At 47.7% G+C, this 17,118-nt stretch carries 18 protein-coding genes (1 of these 18 running past the window's edge); 17 read left to right on the forward strand and 1 reads right to left on the reverse strand.

From position 1 onward, the window contains the following. The first annotated feature begins 7 nt into the window (after positions 1-7). The 12 genes from pyrF (at position 8) to purD (ending at position 10,230) form a co-directional block, all read left to right on the forward strand. The gene (gene pyrF, locus K0036_RS05755) at positions 8-937 is read left to right on the forward strand and encodes an orotidine-5'-phosphate decarboxylase (RefSeq protein WP_025644498.1); all 930 of its coding nucleotides are present in this window, start codon (positions 8-10) and stop codon (positions 935-937) included. A gap of 34 nt (positions 938-971) precedes the next feature. Continuing rightward, a complete protein-coding gene (locus tag K0036_RS05760) occupies positions 972-1,745 on the forward strand; it encodes a dihydroorotate dehydrogenase electron transfer subunit (RefSeq protein ID WP_025644496.1) in 774 nt (257 codons plus the stop codon). After that, entirely contained in the window at positions 1,745-2,647 is a 903-nt protein-coding gene (locus tag K0036_RS05765) for a dihydroorotate dehydrogenase (RefSeq protein ID WP_220430932.1), read from the forward strand. Before K0036_RS05760 ends, K0036_RS05765 begins: the two co-directional genes overlap by 1 nt. A 216-nt stretch (positions 2,648-2,863) precedes the next feature. Continuing rightward, on the forward strand, positions 2,864-3,538 hold the full coding sequence (gene pyrE / locus K0036_RS05770) for an orotate phosphoribosyltransferase (RefSeq protein ID WP_025644493.1): 675 nt from the start codon (positions 2,864-2,866) through the stop codon (positions 3,536-3,538). A gap of 14 nt (positions 3,539-3,552) precedes the next feature. Further along, positions 3,553-3,708: a hypothetical protein gene (locus K0036_RS05775; protein ID WP_004605674.1), complete on the forward strand. Its 156-nt coding sequence runs from the start codon at positions 3,553-3,555 to the stop codon at positions 3,706-3,708. Between the two features lie 29 nt (positions 3,709-3,737). After that, a complete protein-coding gene (locus K0036_RS05780) occupies positions 3,738-4,223 on the forward strand; it encodes a VanZ family protein (RefSeq protein WP_025644492.1) in 486 nt (161 codons plus the stop codon). Next, positions 4,186-4,581 carry a DUF6142 family protein gene (locus K0036_RS05785; protein WP_025644489.1) on the forward strand — a complete coding sequence of 132 codons (396 nt, stop codon included), beginning with the start codon at positions 4,186-4,188 and terminating at the stop codon, positions 4,579-4,581. Before K0036_RS05780 ends, K0036_RS05785 begins: the two co-directional genes overlap by 38 nt. After that, complete coding sequence (locus K0036_RS05790) at positions 4,582-6,630, forward strand: aminopeptidase (RefSeq protein ID WP_220430933.1); 2,049 nt, start codon at positions 4,582-4,584, stop codon at positions 6,628-6,630. It begins immediately after the preceding gene. A 75-nt stretch (positions 6,631-6,705) separates the two neighbouring features. Next, positions 6,706-7,212 (forward strand): 5-(carboxyamino)imidazole ribonucleotide mutase, encoded by a 507-nt coding sequence (purE, locus tag K0036_RS05795; RefSeq protein WP_025644485.1) that lies wholly within the window; start codon positions 6,706-6,708, stop codon positions 7,210-7,212. Positions 7,213-7,252: 40 nt separating this feature from the next. Continuing rightward, complete coding sequence (gene purM, locus K0036_RS05800; protein ID WP_220430934.1) at positions 7,253-8,278, forward strand: phosphoribosylformylglycinamidine cyclo-ligase; 1,026 nt, start codon at positions 7,253-7,255, stop codon at positions 8,276-8,278. Further along, positions 8,272-8,910 (forward strand): phosphoribosylglycinamide formyltransferase, encoded by a 639-nt coding sequence (gene purN / locus K0036_RS05805; RefSeq protein WP_220430935.1) that lies wholly within the window; start codon positions 8,272-8,274, stop codon positions 8,908-8,910. Before purM ends, purN begins: the two co-directional genes overlap by 7 nt. Positions 8,911-8,958: 48 nt before the next feature. Beyond that, positions 8,959-10,230 carry a phosphoribosylamine--glycine ligase gene (gene purD, locus K0036_RS05810; RefSeq protein WP_220430936.1) on the forward strand — a complete coding sequence of 424 codons (1,272 nt, stop codon included), beginning with the start codon at positions 8,959-8,961 and terminating at the stop codon, positions 10,228-10,230. A gap of 79 nt (positions 10,231-10,309) precedes the next feature. Here the strand turns inward: purD and K0036_RS05815 are convergent, their stop codons facing one another. Beyond that, a complete protein-coding gene (locus K0036_RS05815; RefSeq protein ID WP_025644479.1) occupies positions 10,310-11,167 on the reverse strand; it encodes a MurR/RpiR family transcriptional regulator in 858 nt (285 codons plus the stop codon). 317 nt (positions 11,168-11,484) lie between these two features. Between K0036_RS05815 and ald the strand changes: the two genes are divergently transcribed. The 5 genes from ald to radA form a co-directional block, all read left to right on the forward strand. Next, positions 11,485-12,600 carry an alanine dehydrogenase gene (gene ald, locus K0036_RS05820; protein ID WP_025644478.1) on the forward strand — a complete coding sequence of 372 codons (1,116 nt, stop codon included), beginning with the start codon at positions 11,485-11,487 and terminating at the stop codon, positions 12,598-12,600. Between the two features lie 128 nt (positions 12,601-12,728). Beyond that, a complete protein-coding gene (locus K0036_RS05825; protein ID WP_009248676.1) occupies positions 12,729-13,112 on the forward strand; it encodes a GntR family transcriptional regulator in 384 nt (127 codons plus the stop codon). Continuing rightward, positions 13,109-15,547 (forward strand): ATP-dependent Clp protease ATP-binding subunit, encoded by a 2,439-nt coding sequence (locus K0036_RS05830; protein WP_220430937.1) that lies wholly within the window; start codon positions 13,109-13,111, stop codon positions 15,545-15,547. Before K0036_RS05825 ends, K0036_RS05830 begins: the two co-directional genes overlap by 4 nt. A gap of 55 nt (positions 15,548-15,602) precedes the next feature. Beyond that, a complete protein-coding gene (locus tag K0036_RS05835; protein ID WP_004605687.1) occupies positions 15,603-16,016 on the forward strand; it encodes a hypothetical protein in 414 nt (137 codons plus the stop codon). 84 nt (positions 16,017-16,100) lie between these two features. Then, positions 16,101-17,118, forward strand: partial view of a DNA repair protein RadA gene (gene radA, locus K0036_RS05840; RefSeq protein ID WP_173694743.1) — the 5' portion only. It continues 338 nt past the right edge of the window; only the first 1,018 of its 1,356 coding nucleotides appear in the window; it begins with the start codon at positions 16,101-16,103; its stop codon lies beyond the right edge, outside the window.

Below are 17,118 nucleotides of genomic sequence, written 5' to 3' on the forward strand. Positions count from 1 at the left end.
AGAAGAGTTGATTAACCAGTTGATTGCAAATATAAAAAAGACGGAAGCCCCCATCGTTGTCGGGCTGGATCCAATGCTAAATTATATCCCGGAACAGGTACAGAAGAAAGCCTTCGCAGAATTCGGCGAGACGCTTGAGGGGGCAGCGGAAGCGATCTGGCAGTTTAATAAGGAGATCGTTGATAAGACCTATGACCTGATACCGGCGGTAAAGCCGCAGATCGCCATGTATGAGCAGTTCGGGATCCCGGGGCTTGCGGCTTTTAAAAAGACGGTAGATTACTGTAAGGAAAAGGGCCTGGTCGTCATCGGCGATATCAAGAGAGGCGATATCGGCTCCACATCAGCCGCTTATGCCACGGGACATATTGGCAGGGTGCAGGTTGGGGACAAGGCCTATGCGCCGTTTGATGAGGATTTCGTGACGGTAAATCCGTATCTTGGATCGGATGGAGTGAATCCGTTCCTGGATGTATGCAAGAAAGAGAAAAAGGGCATCTTCGTGCTGGTCAAGACGTCCAATCCTTCCAGCGGAGAGTTCCAGGATCAGCTGATCGATGGCCGCCCGCTCTATGAACTCGTGGGCGAGAAAGTGGCAGCATGGGGTGAAGAAGTCATGGGAGATGCTTACAGTTATGTGGGCGCCGTAGTAGGGGCAACCTATCCCGAGATGGGAAAGGTGCTCAGAAAGATCATGCCGAAAGCCTATATCCTCGTGCCGGGGTATGGCGCGCAGGGCGGAAAAGGAAAGGACCTGGTACATTTCTTTAATGAAGATGGGCTGGGAGCAATCGTCAACTCCTCCAGGGGAATCATAGCCGCCTATAAGCAGGAGAAATATCAATCCTTCGGTCCGGAGAACTTCGGGGATGCCTCCAGGGCAGCCGTGGAGGACATGGTAAAGGATATCAAGGGTGCCTTGGAGAGCCGCGCATAAGCAAAGATTGGATGAAGGGGATAGGAGGACAAAGATGAGCAAGTATAAAGAACAGGCGACCGTCGTCTCGCAGGAGAGAATCGCGACAGATATCTACAGCCTGTGGATTCAGACGGAGAATATTGCCGCAGAGGCAGGACCGGGACAATTTCTGTCCGTATATACCAGAGATGAGAGCAAGCTGCTTCCCCGTCCCATCAGTATCTGCGAGATTGATAAGGCTAAGGGCTATATCCGGCTGGTATACCGGGTGACCGGTAAAGGAACAGGGACGCAGCAGTTTGCGGCACTGAAGGAAGGCGACCAGGTTTCAGTCATGGGACCTCTGGGAAATGGATTCTTAACGGATTGCACGAAGAAGGCATTTCTGATCGGCGGAGGAATTGGAATACCGCCGATGCTGGAACTGGCAAAGCAGCTAGACTGCGAGAAACAGATTGTAGCAGGATACCGGGACGAATTATTCCTGACAGAAGAACTAAAAGAATACGGCAGCGTCTATGTGGCTACGGAAGACGGAAGTTCTGGGACCAAGGGAAATGTACTGGATGCCATCCGTGAGAACGGGCTGGATGCAGAGATTATCTATGCCTGCGGACCGACGCCAATGCTCCGGGCACTGAAGGCGTATGCCGAGGAAAAGAATATTCCATGCTATCTATCTTTGGAAGAACGGATGGCCTGCGGCATCGGCGCTTGTCTTGCATGCGTGTGCCAGTCCAAGGAAGTGGATGGCCACAGCCATGTGCATAATAAGCGGGTCTGCAAGGACGGGCCGGTATTCTTGTCTACGGAGGTGGAATTATAATGGATACGAGAATTAATCTTGCTGGTGTAGAGTTTAAGAATCCGGTCATGACAGCATCCGGAACCTTTGGATCCGGGGAAGAGTATAGCGAATTCGTAGATCTTAACAGGCTGGGAGCCGTTGTCACCAAAGGCGTGGCCAATGTGCCATGGCCGGGAAATGCCACGCCCAGGATCGCGGAGACAAAATGCGGCATGATGAATGCCATCGGACTGCAGAATCCGGGAATCGACGTATTCTGCCAGCGGGACATCCCGTTCCTTAAGCAGTTTGACACCAGGATCATCGTGAATGTCTGCGGACGGACAACGGAAGATTATTGCGAAGTGGTGGAACGCCTTGCCGATGAAGCAGTGGATATGCTGGAGATCAACATTTCCTGCCCGAATGTAAAAGAAGGAGGCATTGCTTTCGGACAGAATCCCAAGGCGGTCGAGGCAATTACCGCGGAGGTGAAGAAACGGGCCAGGCAGCCGGTGATCATGAAGCTTAGCCCCAATGTAACAGACATTACAGAGACTGCAAAAGCAGCAGAGGCAGGCGGAGCAGACGCACTTTCCCTGATCAACACGCTGACCGGGATGAAGATTGACATTCATAAGCGGGCATTTGCCCTGGCCAACAAGACCGGGGGACTATCGGGTCCGGCGATCAAGCCGATTGCCGTCAGAATGGTCTATCAGGTGGCCAATGCGGTGAAGCTTCCGATCATCGGAATGGGCGGAATTGCTACGGCTGAAGATGCAATAGAATTCCTTCTTGCAGGGGCCACGGCGGTTTCCGTGGGAACAGCCAATTTCTTCAATCCTGCCGCGACCATAGAAGTGACGGAAGGAATAAAGCAGTATATGAAGCAGTATGGATTTGCCCGTGTTGAGGATATGGTTGGCATTGTTAAATAGTTGAAGAAGCGGCCGGTGAAAAGGCTGCCGGGGGAGAACTTCCACAGGAGGGTCTCCCTTATGCTTTGTAATAAGAAAGATGCAATATACAAAGCAATCCCTGAAAATGATAAAGATGTTTTTGCATGAAAGGCAATTGAAAGATTCATTTTCAGATGCTATAATAACTTGATGCACTAGAATCACAGAAGGTGCCATAAAAAGGAGATGTTGACTATGGAACAGTATAAACAGGAATTTATTGAATTCATGATTGACTGCGAAGTATTAAAATTCGGAGACTTTGTTACCAAGAGCGGAAGGAACACGCCATTTTTCGTAAATACAGGATTTTACCGCACAGGAGCGCAGCTTCGCAAATTAGGTGAGTACTATGCCAAAGCGATAGAAAGCAAGTTCGGCTTTGACTTTGACGTGCTGTTTGGGCCGGCCTATAAGGGGATTCCGTTGACGGTGGCGACGACGATGGCGATCAGCCAGTTCTATGACAAGGATATCAAGTATTGCTCCAACCGGAAAGAGGTCAAGGACCATGGCGACAAAGGAATCCTTCTTGGAAGTCCCATTGCCGATGGAGACAAGGTTGTAATCATTGAAGACGTGACGACTGCCGGAACCTCTATTCAGGAGACGCTGCCGATCATCAAGGCACAGGGAGACGTAACCGTCGCGGGCCTGGTCGTTTCCGTAGACCGTATGGAGCGGGGACAGGGAGAGAAGAGCGCGCTGGCTGAGATTGAAGAAAAATACGGACTTAAGACAACGGCTATCGTAACGATGGCGGAAGTGGTAGAACATCTGTACAATAAGCCATATAAAGGAAAAATTATTATTGATGATACATTAAAAGCAGCAATTGACACATATTATAAACAGTATGGCGTGAAATAAGACCAGGAGGGATTATGATGAACGAGAGAGCGTATAAGGCTATGAGTTTTGCCGGGGCAGTCAATATTGCAGTTGGAATTGTGATAGCAGTCGTAGGAGTTGCGGCAGGAGTGCTGGCAATCATCAGTGGAGCACGCTTACTGAGAGAGAAAAAAGGGCTTACTTTCTAAGAAGTCCGGATTGAAAGGGTGCTTGATTTTTGAATTCAAAGAGCAGAAAAAGAATCCGTATTCTCGGAAAGATATTGTTCGTACTGTATATTATATTTATTATTTACTTTCTGATATTTTCCGATTGGTACGGACGCACGGGAGAGATGCAGGAGTACCATTATAATCTTGTGCTCTTTAAAGAAATAAAAAGATTCTGGGAGTATAGGGACCAGGTTGGCATGTTTGCCATGTTTACCAACCTGTTTGGAAACGTTATTATCTTTATGCCGTTTGGATTCTTTATGCCGATGGCCAGCAAATACAGAAGCTTATTCTCGACGGTGTTCTACAGTTTCGGTCTAAGCCTCTGCGTAGAGACGTTCCAGCTGGTCACAAAGGTAGGAAGTTTTGATGTGGATGACCTTCTGCTCAATACGATTGGGGGACTGGCAGGCTACATCTTATTCATAATTTGCGCGGCAATAAGGAGAAGACATGTTTATAAAAAGAAAAATAACCACAGAAGAAGATAGGGCAAAAGCCATCGCAAAGGCCAGGGAAAAGCAGAGAAAGAAAATGATCAAGACCAAGTATGGCCAGGCGCCTCTTCGGCATTCAAAGAAGGGGGTATATTCCTGCTTTTACGCAGTGGTCGTGTTTATCCTGCTGGTTCTCATGCTGATCATCGCATTTGCAAGCAAGGGCGAGGTGAATATCCTGATAGGATTCATCGGCCTAGGCACGCTGGCGCTATCCTTTATGGGCCTGCTGCTGGGCGTGCGGGGCTTCCGGGAAAGAGATAAGAATTACATAACGTGCAAGGTGGGGATTGGCGCCAATGCGGCCTTCCTCCTTGGACTGACTGCAATATTCATCAGGGGGCTGTTTTAAATGATAGAAGAAAGATATGAATTGGCAATCGGGCGTATCCGTGAAATAGAAAAAGAGAGTACGGTTGGCAGCGAATTTCGGGATTATTTCCACGATATGGCAGGATTTGCCATCATGATAGACGAACTGCGGACAGAACTTCAAAGCGGCAGATTCCAGGCGCTGGGACTGGATGAACTTAAGGAATGGAACCGCCGGCTGTATCAGGATATTCTTCCGGAACGGTATGAAGCCAGTTATGGGAATCCCTCTTATGCCGTGAAGCAGTGCGGGAAGGACTACGGCTTAGTCTTAAGCTTCCTGTACGCGGAACTTAGAGGAGCCATTGCCTATACATTCGAGCAGAAGACGGAATATCTGGATATCCTATTTGAACTTCTGGTCGAAGTATACAATCAATTTGAAGGAGAGCCGTATCCGGCGATTGATAATATAAAGGAGACCATCTATTGGTATGCCAGCGATTATTGCGATGTATTCGTCGCAGACCGGATCCGGGAGCAGATTGACCCAGATGAAAGCTTCGCCGCAGGCATCATTATGGACAGCGATCTTGACGATATAAGATACCTGTACCAGTTCGGCGAGTATATAAGCGAGAATGAACTTCAGACGGCCAGGCATCTGATGAAGCTGGATGACGCAGCCATAAAGAGGATGGCCGATGTTTACACGGAAGGATACCGGATCGGATTTGTGAATACCGGAAAGGATCTGTCAAAGAAATCTACGGTTAATATCCGCTATGTCCTTGGATTTGAGCGGGTCATTAAAAAAGCCATTGCTAATTTTGAGAAGATGGGGCTTAAGCCGGTGATCTACCGTTCTGGGGTCAGCGTCCTGACCAAAAGGCAGCATCTAAAGATTGGGTATTTTGGGGCTGTCGCGAATAAGCAGTACGAATATGACCATAGGAATGACCAGGCGCTGTTTCTGGATAAAAAGTTCCTGGAACGGAAGCTGGAAGTCGTCAAGACTACGTATGAGCGTTATAAGGAATTGGCTGCCGGGTTTGCCGGTCCTGCCTGCATTGAGATGTTTGGAGAAGAACCTTTTGCGCCCAAGCAGAAGGAAGAGGTATTGAAACTGTCCGAAAAGCAGGAGGAACTTGTACTGCTCTACGACAGCCGCCAGAGTCAGATTACCAATGAGTATATCCGGGGGGATGAGAGGAGTTACACTATTGTGGCTTATCCGGTCCCAGAGATTGGCGAGAAGTATGAAGAGATCTTCGATGAGATCATCCGAATCAATACGCTGGACGCCGGGACCTATGAGAAAGTACAGCAGACGCTGATCGATGCACTTGATCAGGGAACGTATGTCCATATTCTCGGAGGAAACGGCAATCGGACGAATCTGAAGGTCCAGCTGCATCCGTTAAAGGATCCGCAGAAAGAGACGATATTTGAAAACTGCGTAGCAGATGTAAATATTCCGGTGGGAGAAGTCTTTACTTCTCCGGTGCTGGAAGGAACCAGCGGCGTGCTCCATGTAAGCAAGGTCTATCTGAATGAACTGCAGTATAAGGATCTGGAGATCACATTTGCCAATGGGATGATCGCGGATTATAACTGCGGAAACTTTGACCGGGAACTGGAGAATAAGGAATACATCCATGATAATATTCTCCACAAGCATCCGACCCTGCCGCTTGGAGAGTTCGCAATCGGTACAAATACGACCGCGTATGTGGCGGCACGAAAGTACGGAATTGAAGAGAAGATGCCGATTCTGATTGCGGAGAAGATGGGTCCTCACTTTGCGGTGGGCGATACCTGCTATAGCTGGAGCGAGGATATCAAAGTATATAATCCCAATGGAAAAGAGATCATAGCGCGGGATAATTCCGTATCCATCCAGCGCAAGGAAGATGTGTCCAAGGCATATTTCTACTGCCATACGGACATTACCATTCCTTATGAGGAATTAAAGAGCATTACGGTCGTGACGAATTCAGGGGAGGAAATTATCCTTCTTGAAAATGGAAGATTTGTCCTTCCGGGAACGGAGATTCTCAATGAACCGTTGAAAAATGCAGATAAATAATGTATCATGAACCCATAGTGCCGGAAGCCTGGATAGCGCGGCTTTGGCGCAGTTATACGAGAAAGGATGAAGATTATGCCAAAAGTAGGAATTGTGATGGGCAGCGACTCTGATCTGAAAGTAATGAGCAAGGCTGCAGCGATGCTGGAAAAATTAGGAATTGACTATGAGATGACGATCATCTCTGCACACAGAGAGCCGGACGTGTTCTTTGAATGGGCAAAGGCAGCAGAAGGAAAAGGAATCAAGGTTATTATCGCAGGAGCAGGAATGGCAGCGCATCTGCCTGGAATGTGCGCCGCATTATTCCCGATGCCGGTAGTCGGCGTGCCGATGTCAGGCAAGAATCTGGGAGGAGAAGACGCGCTGTTTTCAATCGTGCAGATGCCGCCTGGAATTCCGGTTGCGACCGTTGCGATTGACGGAGGCATGAATGCGGCGATTCTGGCAGCAAAGATCCTGGCCACCTCTGACGAGGAACTCTTAGGCAGATTAAAAGAATATTCCAAAGAGATGAAAGAGACTGTCCAGGCGAAGGCTGCAAGACTGGAAGAGATCGGCTATGAGGAATACCTGAAATAAAAGAATAGAATGATGAAAACAATATACAAGGAGATATGTTATGGATTATAAAAATGCAGGTGTAGATATTGAAGCTGGCTACAAGTCAGTGGAACTTATGAAAGAGCATATAAAGCAGACTATGAGGCCGGAAGTCCTGACGAATATCGGAGGATTCTCAGGGGCTTTCTCCATGGAGGCATTCAAGAATATGGAGAAGCCTACGCTGGTATCCGGAACAGACGGCGTCGGAACAAAGTTAAAACTGGCATTTATTATGGACAAGCATGATACGATCGGTATCGACTGCGTGGCTATGTGCGTAAATGATATTGCATGTGCAGGCGGTGAGCCATTATTCTTCCTTGACTATATTGCGTGTGGAAAGAACAAGCCTGAGAAGATCGCGACCATCGTAAGCGGCGTTGCCGACGGATGCGTGCAGTCGGACGCGGCCCTGATTGGCGGGGAGACGGCTGAGATGCCAGGATTCTATCCGGAAGACGAATACGATCTTGCCGGATTTGCGGTTGGCGTGGTAGATGAGAAAGACCTGATTACAGGGAAGGAATTAAAGCCAGGAGATGTGCTGATCGGCATGGCATCTTCCGGCGTGCACAGCAATGGATTCTCTCTTGTCCGCAAAGTCTTTGAGATGACGGCGGAGTCTCTGAATACATATTATGACGAATTGGGAACTACCCTTGGGGAGGCGCTGCTTGCACCGACCAAGATCTATGTGAAGGCATTGAAGAGCGTGAAGGCGGCAGGCGTGAAGATTAAGGCATGCAGCCATATTACAGGTGGCGGCTTCTATGAGAATATCCCAAGAATGCTCTGCGATGGAGTATGCGCAGTTGTTGAAAAGGATAGTTATCCGGTACCGCCCATCTTTAAGATGCTTGCAAGGGAAGGCCAAATTGAAGAGCATGCTATGTATAATACCTATAATATGGGCATCGGCATGATGGTTGCTGTTGATCCGGCAGATGTGGATAAGACCATGGACGCAATGAAAGCGGCAGGAGAGCAGCCCTATGTGGTGGGACGCATCGAAGCAGGAGAAAAGGGAGTTACGTTATGCTAAATGTGGTCGTGCTGGTATCCGGAGGCGGTACAAATCTGCAGGCAATCATTGATGCCATAGAATCCGGAACCATTACCAATACAAAGATTACCGGAGTGATCAGTAACAATAAGAAGGCCTATGCGCTGGAAAGAGCCAGGAACCATGGAATCGAGAATCTTTGCATATCTCCGAAGGACTATGAAACCAGGGCGGTCTTCAACGAAAAGTTCATGGAAGCGGTAGATGGGATGAATCCGGACCTGATCGTGCTGGCTGGATTCCTGGTAGTCATACCACCAAAGATGATTGAAAAGTACAGGAATCGGATTATCAATATTCATCCATCCCTGATCCCTTCCTTCTGTGGTACCGGGTATTATGGGCTGAAAGTGCATGAGGCGGCGCTTAAGCGCGGCGTGAAAGTGGCGGGGGCGACCGTGCATTTTGTGGATGAGGGGACCGATACAGGCCCGATCATTCTGCAGCAGGCAGTGGAGGTGCAAAGCACTGATACTCCGGAAGTACTTCAAAGGCGCGTGATGGAGCAGGCGGAATGGAAGATACTTCCGAAGGCGATCGATTTGATTGCCAATGGAAAGGTGACGGTGACGGATGGCATAGCCAGGATCACAGATGAAACGACAGATTAAGCGAACGAGATAAGAAGAATAGAATGATACATACATAGGAGGTCCGAAATGAAGGTTTTGATTGTCGGAAGCGGCGGAAGAGAGCATGCGATCGCATACTGTGTCGCAAAGAGCGATAAGGTAGATGAAATTTACTGCACCCCGGGTAACGCCGGCATTGCAGAATATGCACAGTGCGCTCCCATTGGAGCAATGGAATTTGACAAGATTGTAGCATTTGCCAAGGAAAAAGAGATTGACCTTGTGATCGTAGGAATGGACGATCCGCTGGTGGGCGGCCTGGTAGATGAACTGGAGGCGGCAGGAATCCGCGCATTCGGACCCAGGAAGAACGCGGCGATCCTGGAAGGCTCCAAGGCATTTTCCAAGGACTTGATGAAGAAATACAATATTCCAACGGCTGCATATGAGAATTTTACGGATCCGCAGAAGGCCCTTGCATATCTTGAGACAGCCAAATTCCCCATTGTCCTGAAGGCGGACGGACTGGCGCTGGGAAAAGGCGTGCTTATCTGCAGCACCCTGGAAGAGGCCAGAGAGGGCGTAAAGACGATTATGCTGGATAAGAAGTTTGGCTCTGCAGGCAATGAAATGGTCATCGAAGAATTCATGACAGGCCGCGAAGTATCCGTCCTATCCTTTGTAGACGGCAATACGATCAAGACCATGACATCCGCTCAGGATCACAAGCGGGCAGGCGATGGAGATACGGGGCTTAACACAGGCGGCATGGGAACCTTTTCTCCCAGCCCGTTCTATACGAAAGAGGTAGAGGAATTCTGCAACAAATATGTGTATCAGGCAACCGTGGATGCGATGAAAGCAGAAGGAAGGCCCTTTAAGGGCGTCATCTTCTTTGGACTGATGCTGACAGAGGAAGGGCCGAAAGTCCTGGAATACAATGCAAGATTCGGAGATCCGGAAGCCCAGGTGGTTCTTCCAAGAATGAAGAATGATATTATTGAAGTTGTGGAAGCCTGCATTGACGGAACTCTGGATCAGGTTGACCTGGAGTTTGAGGACAATGCAGCCGTGTGCGTCGTCCTGGCCAGCGATGGATATCCGGTGGAGTACAAGAAGGGACTTCCGATCTCAGGCCTTGAGGAATTCAAGAAGCATGAAGGATACTACTGCTTCCATGCCGGAACCAAGTTTGACGGAGGCCAGATCGTGACGAATGGAGGACGCGTGCTCGGCGTGACCGCCAAAGGGAAGGATCTGAAGGAAGCAAGAGAAAATGCCTATGCGGCGACGCAGTGGGTTCAGTTCGACAACAAATATATGCGTCATGATATCGGCAAAGCGATAGATGAGGCGTAAGATATAGTTTGGAAATAACAGCAAGAGGGCAGGCGAGTCTTTCGCCTGCCCTCTTGCTGCATAAAAGAAAAACAGATGACTAATAGTTGCCCAGCTCGGCCAGATAGCGGTCGATCTTCTTCAACCTTTTTTCGATTCCTTTCACCTTGTGGCTGATGGTATCAAGAAGCGCCTCTGCAACGAACTGAGGGCCAGTCAGTGAATTGAAGAATGCATTGCTGTCTACCGGAACTGTGAAGAGGGTGGTGGCATACTGTGCCAGAAGCGCGCTTGGCTTGTCTGTAATTACGATGATATTCGCGTTGGCTTCCTGGGCCATTCTGGCAGTAATCTTATCAATAGAAGAATACCTTGGAAAACTGAACATAATCAGGCAGTCATCCCTGGATATGTTGCAGATGTGGTCAATGGGGCTGATGGCAGAACTGTTGGCTGATTCTACATTTGGCACCATGTGCTTTAAATATAGCAGGAAATAGTCGCCCAAACATGAATTGCCTCTGGAAGCCGCAACGTATTTGCGCTTGCTTGATATGATAGTGTCGGCAGCTTCTTCAAATGTTGCGGGAGCGTTATGAACCAGGGCGGACTCCAGATTTTTAGCCGCATTTTTAAAATGCCGGTTAATATAATCGGAGTTGCTCTCAAGTTTTGCTCTTTTTACCACCCGCTGTGCCGGTACCGTGATGGTACTGGAGATGCTTAGAACCTTATCTTGATAATCTTTTCTCAAAGATTTCTGGAAATCCATGAATCCGCTAAAGCCCAGCGACCGGCTGAAGCGGATGACGGATGACTCGCTTACCCCCAATTTCATGGCTATCTCGGTGGAAGTCATGAAGCAAGCGTCAGCCGAATTGTCTAAGACATACTGGCCAATCATCTTCTGCGTTTTCGTCAAATTGGCACTATGGATGGTTTCTCTCAATTCTTTCATATGTTTACCTCCGGCAGAACAGGAATATGAAATTCCCCTCTCTTATTTATAATTAGATTTAATCATGAAATGAGGAAATATGCAAGTGCAATTGTAAATACAATTGACATATTCTTAACACAATTAAAAGTTTTTGTGAAAAAAATAACTTTTATTGAATAATATAGACGGGTGTGTTAGTATAATTTTAGAGACAAATGAATAATATTCTTCACAAAGCAAAAGTGGTGAAAAATATTGTTCATTCAAAGTCGTATGCCGGAACGAACGGCAGGCAAAATATAATTATTTAATTACAAACCAGGAGGTAAAGTAAAGTGAAAGTAGGATGCGTAAAAGAAATTAAAAACAATGAATTCCGTGTAGGTATGACACCTGATAATGTTAAGAGCTATTCAAACGCAGGCCACGATGTTTATATCGAGAAAGGTGCTGGACTTGGATCTGGATTTACAGATGAAGAGTATGTAGAAGCTGGCGCAAAGATGATCGATACTGCAAAAGAAGTATGGGATACAGTTGAGATGATGATCAAGGTTAAAGAGCCATTGCCAGAGGAGTATCCATTATTCCATGAAGGACTGATCCTTTATACATATCTTCATCTTGCAGCTGATAAGCCGCAGACAGATGCACTCTTAAACGGAAAAGTAAAGGGTGTTGCATACGAGACATTGATCGAGAGAAACGGAAGCATTCCTCTTCTTGCTCCAATGAGCCAGATTGCTGGACGTCTTAGTATCCAGGAAGGTGCTAAGTACTTAGAGAAGACATATGGCGGCGAAGGCGTTCTTCTTGCCGGAGTACCAGGAACACCAAAGGCTAACATCGTTATCCTTGGCGGCGGATCTGTTGGAACAAACGCTTGCAAGATCGCTGTAGGTATGGGCGCTAACGTAACGATCATGGATATCAACCTTCAGAGACTGGCATATCTCGATGACATCTTTGGAGCACGTATCCAGACGTTAGTATCTAACGATGCAAATATCGAGAGAGCAGTTAAAGAAGCTGACCTTGTTATCGGCTGCGTGCTGATTCCAGGAAAGGCTGCTCCGAAGATATTCAAGAAGAAATATCTCAAAGAGATGAAGCCAGGCGCTGTATTTGTAGACGTTGCTGTTGACCAGGGCGGATGCGGCGAGACAACAAAGGTTACCTATCATGATGATCCGATCTTCATCGAAGAAGGCGTTGTTCATTACTGCGTAGGAAATATGCCAGGAGCAGTTCCGAGAACATCTACGATCGCTCTGACTAACGCTACATTAAGCTATGGCCTTCAGATCGCAGGCAAAGGCTTAGAGCAGGCTTGCAAGGACAATGACGTTCTGTACTCTGCAATCAATACATACGATGGAAAACTTACATGCAAGAACGTTGCAGATAGTTTTGACTGCTATGAGTTCGCAGATATCAAAGGTCTGTTTTAATTAATTCGACAATTTCCAAACTTAATTCCTTCAAAGTTGCGAAAGGGGCTTACAATTTAGGTTGTAAGCTCCTTTTAGTTGTGCTATATTATGTGTATAACACAACGAATGATGGAAAAGGTGATACTATGCTGATAGAGATTGATTTTAACAGTGATGAGGCGTTATATGTCCAACTGCAGAACCAGATTATTATGGGAATTGCCATGGATATTATCCGGGAGGGCGACGCGCTTCCTTCCGTAAGGCAGATGGCTGACACTGTTGGCATCAATATGCATACGGTAAATAAGGCATATACGATTTTGAAACAGGAAGGATTTATCCAGCTGGACAGAAGGAAGGGAGCGGTTATTGCCATTGATGTGGATAAGGCCAGGGCGCTTCTGGAGATGAAGGAGCAGCTTCGGATACTGCTTGCAAAAGGAAGCTGCAAGGATATTTCCAGAGAAGAGGTACATGCTTTGGTAGATGAGATATTTGACGAGTATAGAAAGGGAAAGACACAATGAATTATACGGAACAGGCAAATGATGTTTTGAGAATTGCGAAGAATATTGCAAAAGAATTAGATCATCCTTATGTAGGAACAGAACACCTGCTTCTAGGCTTGAGAAAAGTCTATACTGGAGTCGCGGGCCAGGTGCTGGCCATAAGCGGAGTTGATGAAGAAAAGATATTAAAAGTAGTGGATGAACTGGTATCTCCGGTGGGAAGCGTTGCGCTTGCCCATAACCCGGAGATCAGCCCGAGGCTTGCATATATTCTGGAAGAGAGCAAGGCAGAAGCCTTGCGGTTTCAGTCTAGTCAGATTGGGACGGAGCATATGCTTCTTTCGCTGCTGCATGAGACGGACTGCGTGGCCACGAGAATACTGCTGACCTTGAATATCAGCCTTCAGAAGTTATATCAGGATATCCTATCTGTCCTTGGCGTGGATCCGAAAGAGTATCAGGAGGAAATGCTGCAGGAGTCCGGCAGAAAGAAAGAAGGGGTCGCACAGCAGTATGGAACGGATCTGACCGCCCAGGCAAAAGAAGGGAAACTGGATCCTGTCATTGGGCGGGAAGAAGAGATTGGCAGGCTGATGCAGGTATTAAGCCGGAGGACGAAGAACAATCCCTGCCTGGTAGGCGAGCCGGGTGTTGGTAAGACTGCGGTGATCGAAGGGCTTGCAGCCAAGATCGCATCCGGAATCGTTCCGGAAGGAATGAAGGATAAGAGGATTCTGACTATGGATCTGGCCGGTATGATTGCTGGCTCTAAGTACCGCGGAGAATTCGAGGAAAGGATGAAGAAGCTGATCCAGGAAGTAAAAGCCGCGGGAAATATCATCCTGTTCCTGGACGAGGTTCATACGATCATAGGTGCGGGAGGCGCAGAGGGTGCTATCGATGCATCGAATATATTAAAGCCATCTCTCGCAAGAGGCGAGATTCAGTTGATTGGAGCCACCACGATCGTAGAGTATCGCAAGTATATCGAAAAGGATGCCGCATTGGAGCGGCGTTTTCAGCCGATTACGGTGGAAGAGCCTACCCAGGAGCATTGCCTGAACATACTCAAAGGCCTGCGTACAAGATATGAGGCGCACCATCATGTACAGATAGAAGAAGAGGCGCTTGAGGCGGCGGTAAAGCTTTCCAGCCGTTATATTAATGACAGATTCCTGCCAGATAAGGCAATTGACGTACTGGATGAAGCGTGCTCTAAAGTAAGCTTAAGAGGCTTTAAGGTGCCGGACAGTATCTTCACCCTGGAAGAATCGGTGGCTGAACTGTCGAAAGAGATGGAAGAGGAGATCTGCCAGGGGAATATGACAGAAGCATCCTTGCTTAGAAAAGAGAGGGATGAGGCGGCGAATAAACTAGAGCAGATTAAGAAGCGCTTCCATAAAAGAAATGCAGACAGGACAGTGGCGGTCACGGAAGAAGATATTGCAGGCGTAGTATCCCAGTGGACGAAGATTCCGGTGCAGAAGCTGGCAGAATCAGAGAGCGCCAGACTTAATAAACTGGAACAGACGCTTCATAAGAGGGTTGTCGGGCAGGAAGAAGCGGTATCCGCGGTTACCAAGGCAATCAAAAGAGGAAGGGTCGGACTCAAGGATCCTAAGCGTCCCATTGGATCGTTTCTATTTCTTGGTCCTACTGGCGTTGGAAAGACAGAATTATCCAAGGCGCTGGCCGAGGCTTTGTTTGGTAATGAAGACGCCATGATTCGGGTTGACATGTCAGAGTATATGGAGAAGCACAGCGTGGCCAAGATGATAGGCTCTCCTCCGGGATATGTGGGCCATGATGATGGAGGCCAGTTAAGCGAGCAGGTGAGGCGGCATCCTTATTCTGTCATCCTGTTTGACGAGATTGAAAAGGCGCATCCGGATGTATTCAACATCCTGCTGCAAGTGCTGGATGATGGCCATATCACCGATTCCCAGGGAAGGAAAGTGGACTTTTGCAATACGGTGATCATCATGACATCCAATGCAGGCGCCCAGGCAATTATTGATCCGAAAAAACTGGGATTCAATGCCAAGGAAGATGCCGCAGGGGATTACAAGCGGATGAAAAGCAACGTTATGAATGAGATCAAGCTGATCTTCCGGCCGGAATTCCTCAACAGGATTGATGAGATCCTGGTATTCCATCCGCTTGATAAGGAGCAGATGAGGAAGATTGTCAGCATGATGTGCAGAGAACTTGCCAGACGCGCCAAAGACCAGCTGGGCATTAAGCTGGAAATCAGGGATTCTGTAAAGAGCCATATTGTTGAAACGGGCACAGATAAGAAGTATGGCGCCCGTCCGCTCAGAAGGGCCGTTCAGAACCAGCTGGAGGATAAACTTGCGGAAGCGCTCTTAAACGGAGAGATTACAAGGGATTCTGAAGTGGCGGTCGGAATGTCTAAAAAAGAAATAAAATTTATTCCAAAGACTACAAATTAAAATTGATTTGATATATAATAGGGATACAAAAGAAGAACCTTAGGAGGAAAAAATAATGGCAGCAGTGAAAGACCTATTGAAAGCGGAAGTTGATGGCACGCTTAGTTTTGGGGACTACACACTAGAGAATAAGACAAAGCTGGATGGTTTTGAATTTCAGGGAGATTTATATAAAGTAAAGACTTTTGCTGAGATTACAAAGTTGGAAAAGAACGGCATGTTTGTATATGAGTCTGTGCCGGGAACGGCGGTTGAAAACTTTAAGGCGACGGAAGACATAGTAACATTCAAGGTATCTGGCATGAAAGATGCTCAGTTTACTCTGGAATTGGAAGCAGACAGCGAATATGTCGTATACATGGATGATGTGAATGTAGGGGATATGAAGACCAATTTAAGCGGCAAGTTAAGCGTAAGTACGGAACTGGAGCCAAATCAATCCGTAGAGGTAAAGGTTGTAAAGAAGTAGCAGAATATGAGAATAAAGTCAGAAGGGCTGCAGATAGCAGCCCTTCTTTCAGCATAGGCGATAGCGATCGTAAGGAGATGAATGATGGCAAAGGCAAAAAAAAGCGTATTCTTCTGCCAGAATTGCGGGCATGAAGAAAGCAAGTGGCTGGGACAGTGCCCAGCATGCAGAGAATGGAATACTTTTGTTGAAGAGAAGGTGACATCTGTAAAGGCTGGAACCGTGCGGGATAAGAAGGAAGCGCAGATCGTAGCTTTGTCCAGCGTGGAGACGGATGAAGATGAGCGCATGATGACAGAAATGGCAGAACTTGACCGGGTGCTTGGAGGAGGAATCGTACCGGGATCTCTGGTGCTGGTCGGAGGCGATCCTGGAATCGGGAAATCTACGCTTCTTCTGCAGGTCTGCCAGAGGCTGGCTGCTATGAATAAAAAGATATTATATATATCGGGAGAGGAATCTTTAAAGCAGATCAAGCTTAGGGCAAACCGGATGGGGGATTTCTCCCATACCCTTTTTCTTCTGTGCGAGACGAATCTGGATATGATACGCGGCGTGATCGAGCAGCAGACGCCGGACATGGTGGTGATCGATTCGATTCAGACTATGTATAATGAAGAAGTGGGGTCAGCACCAGGAAGCGTGTCGCAGGTCAGAGAGTCTACGAATATCTTGATGCAGCTGGCCAAGGGGCTAGGCATATCCATCTTTATCGTAGGACATGTAACGAAAGAGGGTACGGTTGCAGGCCCCAGGGTATTGGAACATATGGTGGATACAGTGCTCTACTTTGAGGGAGACCGGCATGCGTCCTACCGTATTCTAAGAGCGGTCAAGAACCGCTTTGGCTCGACCAATGAAATAGGAGTCTTTGAAATGCAGAAAAGCGGCCTCGTGGAAGTAGAGAACCCTTCGGAATTCATGCTGAGCGGCAGGCCGGAACATGCATCCGGCTCCGTAGTGGCATGTGCAATGGAAGGAACACGTCCTATGCTGATGGAGATTCAGGCATTGGTCTGCAAAAGCAGTTTCGGCATGCCCAGAAGGACGGCGGCAGGCTTAGACTATAACCGTGTCAACCTGCTGATGGCAGTATTGGAAA

Origin of the sequence: [Clostridium] scindens (genome assembly GCF_019597925.1) — a bacterium.
GTDB lineage: Bacteria > Bacillota > Clostridia > Lachnospirales > Lachnospiraceae > Clostridium_AP.